This is a genomic window from Klebsiella sp. JN_Kp127 (assembly GCF_040062505.1).
Lineage (GTDB): Bacteria > Pseudomonadota > Gammaproteobacteria > Enterobacterales > Enterobacteriaceae > Klebsiella > Klebsiella quasipneumoniae.
Window position 1 is genome coordinate 33,344 of sequence record NZ_JBEAHS010000048.1, and the last position, 12,340, is coordinate 45,683.

The following is a 12,340-nucleotide window of genomic DNA, read 5'->3' on the forward strand; positions in this document are numbered from 1 at the left end:
CGGGAAGAGTATTCAGGAGTAAGATCATGACCGCCATTTCCCAGGCGACGGCCATTGACGGGTACCGTTGGTTAAAAAACGACATCATCCGCGGGGTCTACCAACCCGATGAGAAGCTACGGATGAGCCTGTTGACCTCGCGCTATGCCCTGGGGGTCGGTCCGCTGCGCGAGGCGCTTTCGCAGCTGGTGGCCGAGCGGCTGGTGACGGTGGTCAATCAGAAAGGCTATCGGGTGGCGCCCATGTCGGAACAGGAGCTTCTCGATATCTTCGACGCGCGCGCCAACATGGAAGCCATGCTGGTGCGCCTCGCCATCGAGCGCGGCGGCGATGAGTGGGAGGCGGAGCTGCTGGCCCGCGCCCATCTGCTCAACAAGCTGGAGTCGTGCGAGGCAAGTGAGCGCTTACTCGATGAGTGGGACCAGCGCCACCAGGCGTTTCACACCGCCATCGTAGCCGGCTGCGGTTCGCAGTATCTGCTGCAAATGCGCGAGCGGCTCTTCGATCTGGCGGCCCGCTACCGTTTTATCTGGCTGCGCACCACCGTCCTGTCGGTGGAGATGCTGGAAGATAAGCATGTCCAGCATCAGACCCTGGTGGACGCTATTCTGGCGCGCGACGCCGGGCAGGCCAGCGCGCTGATGCGCGAGCACTTACTGACGCCGATCCCGATTATTCAGCAGGCGATGGCCGGCAAGCTGCAGCCGCAGGCAGTGTGAGTCAGGTGGCGGGGTGGAGAGTGCGGGTGGGGCGGCAAAGCCTTCGTCACGCTCCTCCACGCCGCACGGGCGTGGAGAAATCGTATCTGTAGATCAATCAGGCGCGCAGGCGAACCGGCTCGCTGAAATCGTCGGCCGGTTCCAGCTTCAGATTAAAGGTGGTCAGCAGCGCTGCGGCGCGCTCGTGAAACTCGCGCAGCGTTTTTTCCAGTCTGTCGCTCACTTCCGGGTCGTCAATGTCGACAGCCTGCCATGACCCTTCTTTATTGAACAGGCCAAACTGGTAGCTATAGGTGAAACGTGACTCTTGTGCTTCCATTTCCATCCACCAGCCCCAGAATTCACGCTTCTCCGGTGCGGGCTTAACGTTGACGCAAACTGCCAGGCAATCGAAAAAGAAACGGTTGTCATGGCACTGCTCTTCGCGAATGTAAGGCCCTAGCGCCGTGAATTTCTTGATCAACTTACTTTTCAGGTGTCCACTCGGTAACGTCATTGCGATCTCCTTTAGTGATGCAACTGTTTTACCAAACCAATAGAATTTAGCAATAAATTAACCAAATCTATGGTTGATCCAGCGGGCGATCTGTCGCAATGCGTGATCAAAATTGCGATACACCGGGTTAAACGGGATCTCCAGCAGTTTGCCATCGGCAGATGACGAGGTGATTAACCGCGACTCCTCTTCGGGGCTGAACGGATCGTCCTTCCAGAAGCCGGAGAGCATCGGCGTCGGGCAACGGCGTCCCAGCAGTCCCTGGGTTTTTAACGAGTAGCGGTTGAGCTCCACGCGCAGCGCTTCATCGGACGCGTCATGCATGCCCAGCCGCGAGGCCAGCACGTCGAGGTACATCTCCGGCACGCGCCCCTGATGCAGAGGATCCACCAGCAGACCGTGGACCACCGGCCCCAGACAGGCTACGGCCTTCAGCCGCTGCGGTTCCAGGTAACCGAGACGCACCGCAATATTGGCGCCAAAACGGAAGCCGAAGGCGGCGACCCGGGTATGGTCGATCCATGGCACATTTTCCAGATGGCGCAGCGCGTGCTGATGCAGCAGGCTGGTGTCCTGATTCAGCGTCCATTTTGACGAGAAGCCGATGGAGGGCATATCAATGGTCAGCATGGCAATGCCGAGCGGTGAGAAGTAGTTCTCATACAGGTTGTAATAATCCGTCTGCAGCGAGTCCAGCCCCCCGCACATCAGCACCGTCGGAAACGGCCCCTCGCCTTTCGGCATATGCAAAAAGCCGGTGATCGGCGAACCGCCAGGGATGGTGAACTCCAGCTCGCGCAGGGCGCCAGGCAGCCGCTGGGCGGCCTCTTCATACGCCCGGTTGGCTAAAGCCTGCGCCTGTTCCGCCAGCTCATCGCCTTTAATATGCGGATAAGCGGCAATGCTGTACAGGTTCGAAGCATGCAGCCAGTGGCGGCCGCTCAGCAAAGGATCGGCTTCCTGGCCGGCCTTTTGCTGCCACTGCATCGCCTCTTTCGCCCACTCAAAGATCCAGTTGCCGCCGCGATAGCCGATGACGGTATCGAACAGCTCGGGATCCGTTCGTTCGGCCTCGCTCATCACAATGCGCGCTTGCACATCAAGGATCTCCTGCGGGGTTACGCCGCGCCAGATCCACATTAAGCGATTGATCAGACGGTACCAGTGTTCGACGTGATTGCCGCTCAGCGCTGACTGCATCGCCTGGGGTTTTCCGGCAGAAAACCGGCGCACCAGCGTAGAGGTTTCGGGATGTTTGAAGCGAGGTTTAAACAGCGTTTCGCTGAGGTTAGCCTGTGACATGTGCAGTCTCCGTCGTAGTGCCACTCCGAATATTGTAACCTGCTAGAGGATAAAAAAAACCACGCCCGGCAAGCCGGGCGTGGTAAATAGCACTGTCCTGAAGAATTAACGACCTGCGATAGGCGGTACAAACACCACGCCCATATCCCACGGCTGTTCAATCCAGGTATCCTGCGGAATATCAACCACATAATCATCCACCAGCGGACGGCCTGCCGGCTTGGCGAAAATAGTGACGAAGTGCGCTTTGGGATACATTTCGCGGATCGCCACGGCGGTCCCGCCGGTATCCACCAGATCGTCGATAACGATAAAGCCTTCGCCATCGCCTTCCGCACGTTTCAGCACTTTCAGCTCGCGCTGGTTATCATGGTCGTAGCTGGAGATGCATACGGTATCAACATGACGAATGCCCAGTTCACGCGCCAGTAAGGCCCCCGGTACCAGTCCACCGCGGCTAACGGCAATAATGCCTTTCCATTGCTCAACCGGCAGCAGACGGCTGGCCAGTTTGCGGGCGTGAATCTGCAACATGTCCCAGGTGACGACGTATTTTTCGCTCATGTGAAGTGTCCCAGCCTGTGTAATACGGCTTAAATAATGTTCGAGGGGGAAAATGGTTGCGCGAGATTATAGAGATCTGACGCACTAAAAACCAGTGTTAAGCGGTTTGCGCAACGCTTTTTGCGTTGTTTACACTACCTGCGGCGGTGGAAAGTGGTATTCTCACCCCCATCGCGCAAGCCCGGGCTTGTGTGTATTTTAACGCTAACCCTCGTCCTGCAACCGCTGTATGCAGGAGTCTGTAAGGAGACTTACCGTGTCTGAACTGTCTCAACTATCCCCACAGCCGCTTTGGGATATTTTCGCCAAGATTTGCTCCATCCCGCACCCGTCCTATCACGAAGAACAGCTCGCCGAGCACATTATGGGTTGGGCAAAAGAAAAAGGCTTACACGCGGAACGCGACCAGGTTGGCAACATTCTGATTCGTAAAGGCGCGACTGCCGGTATGGAAAACCGTAAGCCGGTAGCGCTGCAGGCGCACCTCGATATGGTGCCGCAGAAAAATAACGACACCGTCCACGACTTCGCCAAAGATCCGATCCAGCCGTACATTGACGGCGAATGGGTGAAAGCGCGCGGCACCACGCTGGGCGCGGACAACGGTATCGGGATGGCGTCCGCACTGGCGGTACTGGCCGACGACAGCGTCGCTCACGGCCCGCTGGAAGTGCTGCTGACCATGACCGAAGAAGCCGGTATGGACGGCGCCTTCGGTCTGCAGGCCAACTGGCTGCAGGCCGATATCCTGATCAACACCGACTCCGAAGAAGAAGGCGAAATCTATATGGGTTGCGCCGGCGGGATCGATTTCACCTCTAACCTGGCGCTGACCCGCGAAGCGATTCCGGCCGGTTTCCAGAGCTTTAAAGTGACCTTAAAAGGGCTGAAGGGCGGCCACTCCGGCGGTGACATCCATCTCGGTCTGGGTAACGCCAACAAGCTGCTGTCGCGCTTCCTTGCCGGTCATGCCGATGAGCTGGATCTGCGTCTGGTCGATTTCAACGGCGGTACGTTGCGCAACGCCATCCCGCGCGAAGCGTACGCGACCGTCGCCGTCGCCGCGGATAAAGCCGATGCGCTGAAAGCGCTGGTGAATACTTACCAGGCGCTGCTGCAAAACGAGCTGGCGGCCAAAGAGAAGAACCTGGCGGTGCTCCTGGAAGCGGTAGAGAACGACAAAGCGGCGCTGACTCAGGCCTCCCGCGACGGTTTCATCCGCCTGCTGAACGCCACGCCGAACGGGGTTATCCGCAATTCTGACGTGGCGAAAGGCGTAGTAGAAACCTCGCTGAACGTCGGCGTCGTCACCATGACTGATGACAATGTGCAGATCCACTGCCTGATCCGCTCGCTGATCGACAGCGGCAAAGACTATGTGGTCAGCATGCTGGAATCTCTGGGTAAACTGGCGGGGGCGAAAACCGAAGCCAAAGGCGCTTACCCTGGCTGGCAGCCGGACGCCAACTCGCCGGTGATGCACCTGGTGCGCGAGACTTACCAGCGTCTGTTCAACAAGACGCCGAACATCCAGATCATCCACGCCGGTCTGGAATGCGGCCTGTTCAAAAAACCGTATCCGGAGATGGACATGGTCTCCATCGGGCCAACCATTACCGGTCCGCACTCCCCGGATGAGCAGGTCCATATCGAGAGCGTCGGCCAGTACTGGACGCTGCTGACCGAGCTGCTGAAAGCCATTCCGGCTAAATAAGCACCACCACCGGCGGCAGCCCGCCGCCGGTTTCTCCCCCTCACCTTAGCGTCCCGCGCTTTCCATCCGGTAGTTAATAAACCACTCCCCGCGCGCCGCCACCCGCTGCTCAGCCACCACCTTAAAGCCATGGGCCGTAAAACAGGGTCTCGCGGTAATGCTGGCGTCCACCGTCAGGATTTGCGCAGGATACTGAGCGCAGAGCGCCTCGATAAGCGCGCCGCCGATACCCTGCCGGCCGTGATCCGGCGAGACAAAGAGCAAATCGATATGCGTCCCGATGGCGGTGATAAAGCCAACCGGTTGACTCTCTATCTCCGCCACCAGCCCGTTTGCATCAGCCAGCTTTTGCCGCCAGCGTGTCTCATCCACCTGCGCCCAGGCCGCGATCTGCGCCGGAGTATAGTCCCGGCAGGCCGTTTCCCGCACCGCGCGCAGAAATATCCGACAGAGCAGTGGTAAATCGTTGTCGCGGTAAGGACGAATGTGCATGGTTAAATCCCTAATAAAAGCTGCCTTTCCAGCTGCGGATCGAGCAGCGTCACGTGGAGCCCAACCAGGCGCACGCCACGTCCGCCGCGGCGCTCATCCCAGGCCTTGTGCGCGGTGGCAATCAGATCCGCTTTGTTCAGCTGCGGCCAGACGTGCTCCTGGGTGGTCAGCTGGAAGTCATTGAATTTCAGTTTAATACCCTGACGGGCGATCAGCAGGTCCGGTTTGACCTTCGCCAGCCGGCGCTCCAGTTCGGGATAGAGATTTTCGATAATCGCTTCGCACTCTGACCATTCATGGATATCTTCCGCTAACGTCCGCTCCACCCCCACCGACTTGCGCTGCCGGTCGTTATGGATTTCCCGCTCATCAATCCCGTGGCTGCGCTCCCACAAAATACGGCCGAATTTACCGAAGCGCTTAAGCAGCATGGCCAGATCGCTGTTCTGCACATCGCCACAGGTACGCAGGCCCATATTTTCCAGCTTCGCCGCCGATACCTTCCCGACGCCGGGTATTTTCGCCAGCGGCAGCGCCCGTACAAACTCAGCCACCTGATGGGGAGCGATAACGAACTGGCCGTTGGGTTTATTCATGTCGGAGGCGATTTTGGCAAGAAACTTTACCGGCGCTACCCCCGCCGAGGCGGTGAGGCGCAGCTCCCGTTCGATGGTTTCGCGGATCTCCTGAGCGATCAGGGTGGCCGACCCGTGACAATGCACGCTGTCGCTGACGTCAAGATAGGCTTCATCCAGCGACAGCGGCTCAATGCGCGAGGTATAGCGGGAGAAAATTTCGCGGATATGGTTCGAGGCTTCTTTGTAGGCATCAAAGCGGCCGGGAAGCAGTGTGAGATGCGGGCACAGCTTGAGCGCCGTCGCCGTCGGCATGGCGCTACGCACGCCAAACTTACGCGCAGGATAGTTCGCGGTACTAATCACGCCACGCTGTACCCGACTGCCGCCTATCGCGAGAGGTATATCGCGCAACGCCGGGTTGTCGCGCATCTCCACCGCCGCAAAGAAACAGTCCATATCGACATGGATAATTTTACGCATCGTCAGACTCAACACTGTATACCCATACAGCATAGCAAAACTCGCTGCTAATTTTATGCTTTTTTTATTTCATCGCCCAGAAAAACGGTTACAACATAAAAATGCAATAAATTATGTTTATTTTCATAAAGTTAACCGATAAATCTGGAAGATATAATCATGAAGAAAATACTTACCGCACTTTGCCTGCTGGCCTCCGCAGGCGCCTGGGCCGCCCCGCAGCTGATTGCCCATCGCGGCGGCACCGGCGATGCGCCAGAAAATACCCTGCCGGCCATTAAGCTGGCGCTGGAGAATAACGCCGAGGCCATCTGGGTCACGGTGCAGTTAAGCCACGACGGCGTGCCGGTGCTCTACCGGTCAAGCGATCTTTCCGCATTGACCAATAGCGAGGGCAACGTTTCCAGTTTGACCGCCGCCGAGCTGGCGAAAGTCGATGCCGGCTGGAAATGGGGTGATGACAGCCACCCCTGGCGCGGCAGGCAGGCCACCATTCCCACGCTGCAAGCCGTTTTGCAGCAATGGCCGCACACGTTCTTCTACATCGACATTAAATCTCCGGATGCCGACCCGACCGTGATGGGCGAGCGCCTGCTTGCGGTGTTAAAAGCTACGCACAGCCTCGATCGCGTGCGGGTCTATTCCACCGAAGACCGCTATATCGCCGCGCTGCCGCCGGCTATTCCCCGCTTCGTCACCCGCAGCGAAACCCGCACCAGACTTGCCAGTATTTCGCTCAGCCATCAGTGCCAGCCTGCCAGCCAGCGCGAAGGCGAGCAGTGGTATGGGCTGGAGCTGAAGCGCAAGGTAGAGGTGGTGGAGAAATTCACCCTTGGGGTAGGGGTCTCCCCGGCGACGCTCACCTGGGATAAAGAGGCGATGGATTGCTTCCGCTCACAGGGTAAAGCGCACATTATCTTCTTCGGCATCAACAGTGCGGAAGATTACCGCACGGCGAAAGAGCTGGGCGCTGACGGCGTAATGGTCGATTCCCCGGCGCAGGCGAAAAGCTGGCAGTAAGGGAGTCAATGGCTAAAAAAGGCCGCGAAAGCGGCCTCACGTTGCTGGCATGTTGTTGCCGGGTGGCGGCTACGCCTTACCCGGCCTACCCTTCCAGGACTGGCTGTTAACTCACCGCCGGGCCTGGGGCAGTTGAAACTGCCGGTGCTGGCCGGAGCCCGGGGCGGCGGCGACTGGCCGCCCCCGGTGCGCTCCCTGCGCCATGAGTGGCATCACGCAAAAGAAATATCGGGAGCGCAATCTGCCCGGAAACCTCACAGATTACAAAATGCGCCGCTGCTGGCGCTGCGCCTCGCGGGCGAGACGTTTCTTACGCGCGTCGCAGGGCTCAGGACAGTCGCAGACTTTCTCCAGTCCCAGCGAGGAGATCCCGCCGCAGCTGCCCTGAATGCTCTTGCGCTTCACCAGGTAGCCCAGCGACATCCCGAGGATCACCAGCGCAAAAATCACAAAGGTTGCGACAAACACCGTCAGCATCGTCAGCCTCCAAAGTCGTCGAGCAGAATATTCTCGTCCTCGACGCCCAGATCCTTCAGCATCTTAATCACCGCGGCATTCATTACCGGCGGCCCGCACATGTAGAACTCGCAGTCTTCCGGCGCCGGATGATCGCGCAGATAGTTCTCGTACAGAACGTTATGGATAAAGCCGGTATGCCCCGTCCAGTTATCTTCCGGCAGCGGATCGGAGAGCGCAACGTGGAAGGTAAAGTTCGGGTTATCCCGCGCCAGCTGTTCAAACTCATCATCGTAGAACATCTCGCGCAGCGAGCGCGCTCCGTACCAGAAGCTGATTTTGCGTGTGCTGTGCAGGCGCTTGAGCTGGTCGAAAATATGCGAACGCATCGGCGCCATCCCGGCGCCGCCGCCGATAAACACCATCTCGGCGTCGGTCTCTTTGGCAAAGAACTCGCCGAACGGCCCCGAAATCGTCACCTTATCGCCCGGCTTCAGCGACCAGATATAGGACGACATGATCCCCGGCGGGGCATCCGGCACCTTCGGCGGCGGCGTCGCAATGCGCACGTTGAGCATAATGATGCCCTTCTCTTCCGGATAGTTAGCCATCGAGTAGGCGCGCAGGGTCGGCTCTTTCACCTCAGAGACGTAGCGGAACAGGTTGAACTTGTCCCAGTCCGAGCGGTATTCATCCGGGACATCGAAGTCAGCATAGGCCACTTTATGCGGTGGGCATTCGATCTGAATATAGCCCCCGGCGCGGAACGGCACCACCTCCCCCTCGGGGATCCGCAGCTTGAGCTCTTTAATGAAAGTGGCTTTGTTATCATTGGAGATAACTTCGCATTCCCATTTTTTGACGCCGAAGATTTCTTCCGGTAGCTCAATCTTCATGTTTTGCTTCACCGCGACCTGGCAGGCCAGACGGCAGCCGGCTTTGGCTTCGCGTTTGGTAATATGCGAAAGCTCGGTCGGCAGGATATCGCCGCCACCCTCTTTGATAGTCACCCGACACTGGCCGCAGGAGCCGCCGCCGCCGCAGGCGGAGGAGACAAAAATCCCGTTGCTGGACAGCGTGTTCAGCAGCTTATCCCCCGCCGGGGTACGGATCTGCTTATCCGCTTCGTTATTGATCTCAATAACCACGTCGCCCGCGTTCACCAGCTTTGAGCGCGCTGCCAGGATAAGCCCCGACAGCACCAGCACAATCAGCGTGAACATCACGACGCCAAGAATAATTTCCATACTTATTCGCCCTTATAGCTGCACGCCGGAGAAGGACATAAAGCCCAGCGCCATCAACCCGGTAGTGATAAAGGTGATCCCTAACCCGCGCAAACCGGCAGGCACGTTGGCGTACTTCATCTTTTCGCGGATCCCCGCCATCGCCACGATGGCCAGCATCCAGCCGATGCCGGAGCCGAAGCCGTAAACGATGGATTCCGGGAAGTTGTAATCACGCTGCACCATGAACGACACACCGCCGAAAATCGCGCAGTTAACCGCAATCAGCGGCAGGAAGATCCCCAGCGCGTTGTATAGCGCCGGGAAGTACTTATCGAGGATCATCTCGAGGATCTGCACCAGCGCGGCGATCACCCCGATAAAGGTGATGAAGTTCAGGAAGCTGAGGTCTACCCCCTCCACCAGCGCGCCGTCGCGCAGCACCAGGTTATACACCAGGTTGTTGATCGGTACGGCAAGACCCAGCACCACCGTCACCGCAACGCCGAGGCCGAAGGCGGTGGAGACCTTTTTCGACACCGCGAGGAAGGTACACATCCCGAGGAAAAAGGCCAGCGCCATGTTCTCAACAAACACCGCGCGGACAAACAGGCTAATGTAATGAGCCATCATCGATTACTCCTTTTCCTGCTGTTCAGGCTTCCAGCTACGCAGGGCCCAAATCAGTAAACCGATAATGAAGAACGCGCTCGGCGCCAGCAGGAACAGGCCGTTCGGCTGATACCAGCCGCCGTTCTGCACCGTCTCCAGCACCGTGATACCGAACAGCTTGCCGCTGCCGATAAGCTCGCGCAGGAAGCCGACGATAATCAGGATCGCGCCGTAGCCGAGACCGTTGCCGATACCGTCCATAAAGCTGGCCAGCGGCGGCGACTTCATGGCGTAAGCTTCGGCGCGGCCCATCACGATGCAGTTGGTGATGATAAGCCCGACGAATACCGACAGCTGCTTGGAAGTCTCATAGGCGAAAGCCCGCAGTAGCTGATCCACCACGATAACCAGCGAGGCGATGATCGCCATCTGAACGATGATGCGCACGCTGTTGGGAATGTGGTGGCGGATCATCGAGATAAACATGCTGGAGAACGCCGTCACCAGGGTCACCGCAATGGTCATCACGAAGGCGGTTTCCAGTTTAGTGGTGACCGCCAGCGCGGAGCAGACGCCCAGCACCTGCAGGGCGATGGGGTTATTGGCGATGAGCGGCCCCACCAGCACGCGCTTCACCTCTTTCATCTCGCTCTGTTCAGCCATTGTTCAGCCCTCCTTCACGCACCTTTTTCAGGAACGGACCAAAGCCCAGTTCACCCATCCAGAAATCAAAGCTGTGCTGTACGCCATTTGACGTCAGCGTGGCGCCCGATAAGCCATCAACCGCATGCAGGTCACCAGCGCGCGCGCCGCCTTTGACCACTCTCAGCGCCGGCATGCCGTTGTCATCCAGCACCTGCTTGCCAACAAACTGCTGGCGCCAGTTCGGGTTCTCCACTTCGCCGCCCAGCCCCGGGGTCTCCCCCTGGTCATAGTAGGTAATGCCTTTCACCGTGCGGCCATCGACGTCCAGCGCCACGAAGGCGTACATCATCGACCACAGGCCATTGCCATAAATGGGCAACACCACCTGCTCAATCTTCTGCTGCGCGTCGCGCACCAGGTAGATTTCCGCCAGATTGCTGCGGCGTTTAATCCCCGCCGGATCCTGGCTGGCATCCAGCGCCATACTCTGCTGCGGATCCTTCAGCGCCTGGGCCTGATTGAATTTTGCCGGGTCCTTCTCCAGCAGCTCGCCGGTCGCCAGATTCACCAGTCGCGGCGAAATGCGCGCCGCGAAGGTGTCGGCGACCGCATCAGCATCCATGCCGGGCTGCATCAGGCCGGACACCGCCAGGATATTACGCTGCTTATCCAGCGCCCGCTGCGCCTGCTGGCGGGATTTCAGCCCCACGGCCGAGCCCGCTACCACGATGGAGCAGACCAGACAAAGCACCAGCACCACCAGCAGCGTTTTGCCGATGCTATCGTTACTTTTCTTCTCAGCCACGCGACTTCCTCCGCTTAATATTGGCCTGCACCACCAGGTAATCGAACAGCGGTGCGAAGAGGTTGGCGAAGAGGATCGCCAGCATCATCCCTTCCGGATAAGCCGGGTTCACCACGCGGATCAGCACGCACATCACGCCGATCAGCACGCCGTAACTCCATTTCCCTTTATCGGTAAACGAGGCGGATACCGGGTCCGTCGCCATAAACATCATGCCGAAGGCGAAGCCGCCGAGTACCAGATGCCAGTACCATGGCATAGCGAACATCGGGTTGGTGTCGGAGCCGATAACGTTAAACAGGGTAGCGGTGGCGACCATACCGATCATCACCCCGGCGACGATGCGCCAGGACGCGACGCGGCCAAAGAGGATGATCGCGCCGCCGATCAGGATCATTAGCGTGGAGACTTCGCCAATCGAGCCCGGAATATTGCCGAGGAAGGCGTCCATCCAGCTCACCGGGATGCCGGTAGCGACGTTAACCAGCGCTTCACCGCCGCCGCTGGCCCACTGGGAGAGCGGCGTAGCGCCGGAAAAACCGTCCGCCGCCGTCCACACCAGGTCGCCGGAGATTTGCGCCGGATAGGCGAAGAACAGAAACGCGCGCCCCGCCAGCGCCGGGTTGAGGAAGTTGCGCCCGGTACCGCCGAAAATCTCTTTAGCGATCACCACCCCGAAGGAGATCCCCAGCGCCGCCTGCCACAGCGGCAGCGTGGGCGGGACGATCAGCGCGAACAGAATCGAGGTGACAAAGAAGCCTTCGTTGATTTCATGCTTGCGCACGATAGCGAACAGCACTTCCCAGAAGCCGCCGACGATAAAGACGGTGATATAGATCGGCAGGAAGAAGACCGCCCCCAGAGTCATCATGCTCAGCCAGCCGGCGTCGGCGCTGAAGCTCACCCCTAACCACTGGGCGACGCTGTAGTGCCAGTTGTTGGCGATCGCCTGCTGCAGTTGTTCGGCGCCGTAAAGCTTATGCAGCGCCGGTATGGTCTGCAGCCCGACGTTATACATCCCCCAGAACATCGCCGGAAAGACGGCAAACCACACGAGGATCATCAACCGCTTGAGGTCGATGGCGTCGCGCACGTGCGCCGCGCCGCGGGTGACCTGGCCTGGTGTGTAGAAGATGGTCGCCGCCGCTTCATACAGCGGATAATATTTTTCCAGCTTGCCGCCGTGCGTGAAATGCGGCTCAATTTTTTCAATCAGATGCTTTAAGCCCAT

Annotated in this window: 14 protein-coding genes; 3 read left to right on the forward strand and 11 right to left on the reverse strand. The window is 58.7% G+C overall.

Going from position 1 to position 12,340, the window contains the following annotated elements:
* Positions 1–26 precede the first annotated feature (26 nt).
* Complete coding sequence (gene csiR / locus ABLV04_RS18350) at positions 27–719, forward strand: DNA-binding transcriptional regulator CsiR (protein ID WP_180266401.1); 693 nt, start codon at positions 27–29, stop codon at positions 717–719.
* A 97-nt stretch (positions 720–816) separates the two neighbouring features.
* Here the strand turns inward: csiR and crl are convergent, their stop codons facing one another.
* The 3 genes from crl to gpt form a co-directional block, all read right to left on the reverse strand.
* Positions 817–1,215, reverse strand: a complete 399-nt coding sequence (crl, locus tag ABLV04_RS18355) for a sigma factor-binding protein Crl (protein ID WP_002889793.1) — start codon at positions 1,213–1,215, stop codon at positions 817–819.
* Between the two features lie 57 nt (positions 1,216–1,272).
* Positions 1,273–2,517, reverse strand: a complete 1,245-nt coding sequence (frsA, locus tag ABLV04_RS18360) for an esterase FrsA (protein WP_023288512.1) — start codon at positions 2,515–2,517, stop codon at positions 1,273–1,275.
* Between the two features lie 105 nt (positions 2,518–2,622).
* Positions 2,623–3,081 carry a xanthine phosphoribosyltransferase gene (gene gpt / locus ABLV04_RS18365; RefSeq protein ID WP_002889733.1) on the reverse strand — a complete coding sequence of 153 codons (459 nt, stop codon included), beginning with the start codon at positions 3,079–3,081 and terminating at the stop codon, positions 2,623–2,625.
* Between the two features lie 256 nt (positions 3,082–3,337).
* On the opposite strand from gpt, the gene pepD reads away from it, so the two are divergent.
* Positions 3,338–4,795: a cytosol nonspecific dipeptidase gene (gene pepD, locus ABLV04_RS18370; RefSeq protein ID WP_023288511.1), complete on the forward strand. Its 1,458-nt coding sequence runs from the start codon at positions 3,338–3,340 to the stop codon at positions 4,793–4,795.
* Positions 4,796–4,840: 45 nt separating this feature from the next.
* Here the strand turns inward: pepD and ABLV04_RS18375 are convergent, their stop codons facing one another.
* Both ABLV04_RS18375 and dinB read right to left on the reverse strand, forming a co-directional pair.
* A complete protein-coding gene (locus ABLV04_RS18375) occupies positions 4,841–5,287 on the reverse strand; it encodes a GNAT family N-acetyltransferase (RefSeq protein WP_044521129.1) in 447 nt (148 codons plus the stop codon).
* 2 nt (positions 5,288–5,289) lie between these two features.
* Positions 5,290–6,345, reverse strand: a complete 1,056-nt coding sequence (gene dinB, locus ABLV04_RS18380) for a DNA polymerase IV (RefSeq protein WP_048296767.1) — start codon at positions 6,343–6,345, stop codon at positions 5,290–5,292.
* Positions 6,346–6,504: 159 nt separating this feature from the next.
* Here dinB and ABLV04_RS18385 point away from each other — a divergent pair, with 159 nt between their 5' ends.
* Entirely contained in the window at positions 6,505–7,365 is an 861-nt protein-coding gene (locus ABLV04_RS18385; RefSeq protein ID WP_048334101.1) for a glycerophosphodiester phosphodiesterase family protein, read from the forward strand.
* A gap of 261 nt (positions 7,366–7,626) precedes the next feature.
* Here the strand turns inward: ABLV04_RS18385 and nqrM are convergent, their stop codons facing one another.
* From nqrM to ABLV04_RS18415, 6 genes are read right to left on the reverse strand one after another with little or no spacing between them, the layout of a single operon-like run.
* Positions 7,627–7,842 carry a (Na+)-NQR maturation NqrM gene (gene nqrM, locus ABLV04_RS18390; RefSeq protein WP_004204638.1) on the reverse strand — a complete coding sequence of 72 codons (216 nt, stop codon included), beginning with the start codon at positions 7,840–7,842 and terminating at the stop codon, positions 7,627–7,629.
* A 2-nt stretch (positions 7,843–7,844) separates the two neighbouring features.
* Positions 7,845–9,068: an NADH:ubiquinone reductase (Na(+)-transporting) subunit F gene (gene nqrF, locus ABLV04_RS18395; RefSeq protein ID WP_004204637.1), complete on the reverse strand. Its 1,224-nt coding sequence runs from the start codon at positions 9,066–9,068 to the stop codon at positions 7,845–7,847.
* A 12-nt stretch (positions 9,069–9,080) separates the two neighbouring features.
* A complete protein-coding gene (nqrE, locus tag ABLV04_RS18400; protein WP_004177335.1) occupies positions 9,081–9,677 on the reverse strand; it encodes an NADH:ubiquinone reductase (Na(+)-transporting) subunit E in 597 nt (198 codons plus the stop codon).
* A gap of 6 nt (positions 9,678–9,683) precedes the next feature.
* A complete protein-coding gene (locus ABLV04_RS18405) occupies positions 9,684–10,322 on the reverse strand; it encodes an NADH:ubiquinone reductase (Na(+)-transporting) subunit D (RefSeq protein WP_023288507.1) in 639 nt (212 codons plus the stop codon).
* Positions 10,315–11,109: a Na(+)-translocating NADH-quinone reductase subunit C gene (locus tag ABLV04_RS18410; RefSeq protein ID WP_032453038.1), complete on the reverse strand. Its 795-nt coding sequence runs from the start codon at positions 11,107–11,109 to the stop codon at positions 10,315–10,317. Before ABLV04_RS18410 ends, ABLV04_RS18405 begins: the two co-directional genes overlap by 8 nt.
* A complete protein-coding gene (locus ABLV04_RS18415) occupies positions 11,102–12,340 on the reverse strand; it encodes an NADH:ubiquinone reductase (Na(+)-transporting) subunit B (protein ID WP_023288505.1) in 1,239 nt (412 codons plus the stop codon). The genes ABLV04_RS18410 and ABLV04_RS18415 overlap by 8 nt, the downstream gene beginning before the upstream one ends.

What these genes read in the sequence shown, in the direction of transcription:
- csiR (WP_180266401.1), top strand. Translation starts at nt 27, where the DNA reads ATGACCGCCATTTCCCAGGCGACGGCCATTGACGGGTACCGTTGGTTA.
- crl (WP_002889793.1), bottom strand. Translation starts at nt 1,215, where the DNA reads ATGACGTTACCGAGTGGACACCTGAAAAGTAAGTTGATCAAGAAATTC.
- frsA (WP_023288512.1), bottom strand. Translation starts at nt 2,517, where the DNA reads ATGTCACAGGCTAACCTCAGCGAAACGCTGTTTAAACCTCGCTTCAAA.
- gpt (WP_002889733.1), bottom strand. Translation starts at nt 3,081, where the DNA reads ATGAGCGAAAAATACGTCGTCACCTGGGACATGTTGCAGATTCACGCC.
- ABLV04_RS18375 (WP_044521129.1), bottom strand. Translation starts at nt 5,287, where the DNA reads ATGCACATTCGTCCTTACCGCGACAACGATTTACCACTGCTCTGTCGG.
- dinB (WP_048296767.1), bottom strand. Translation starts at nt 6,345, where the DNA reads ATGCGTAAAATTATCCATGTCGATATGGACTGTTTCTTTGCGGCGGTG.
- ABLV04_RS18385 (WP_048334101.1), top strand. Translation starts at nt 6,505, where the DNA reads ATGAAGAAAATACTTACCGCACTTTGCCTGCTGGCCTCCGCAGGCGCC.
- nqrM (WP_004204638.1), bottom strand. Translation starts at nt 7,842, where the DNA reads ATGCTGACGGTGTTTGTCGCAACCTTTGTGATTTTTGCGCTGGTGATC.
- nqrF (WP_004204637.1), bottom strand. Translation starts at nt 9,068, where the DNA reads ATGGAAATTATTCTTGGCGTCGTGATGTTCACGCTGATTGTGCTGGTG.
- nqrE (WP_004177335.1), bottom strand. Translation starts at nt 9,677, where the DNA reads ATGGCTCATTACATTAGCCTGTTTGTCCGCGCGGTGTTTGTTGAGAAC.
- ABLV04_RS18405 (WP_023288507.1), bottom strand. Translation starts at nt 10,322, where the DNA reads ATGGCTGAACAGAGCGAGATGAAAGAGGTGAAGCGCGTGCTGGTGGGG.
- ABLV04_RS18415 (WP_023288505.1), bottom strand. Translation starts at nt 12,340, where the DNA reads ATGGGCTTAAAGCATCTGATTGAAAAAATTGAGCCGCATTTCACGCAC.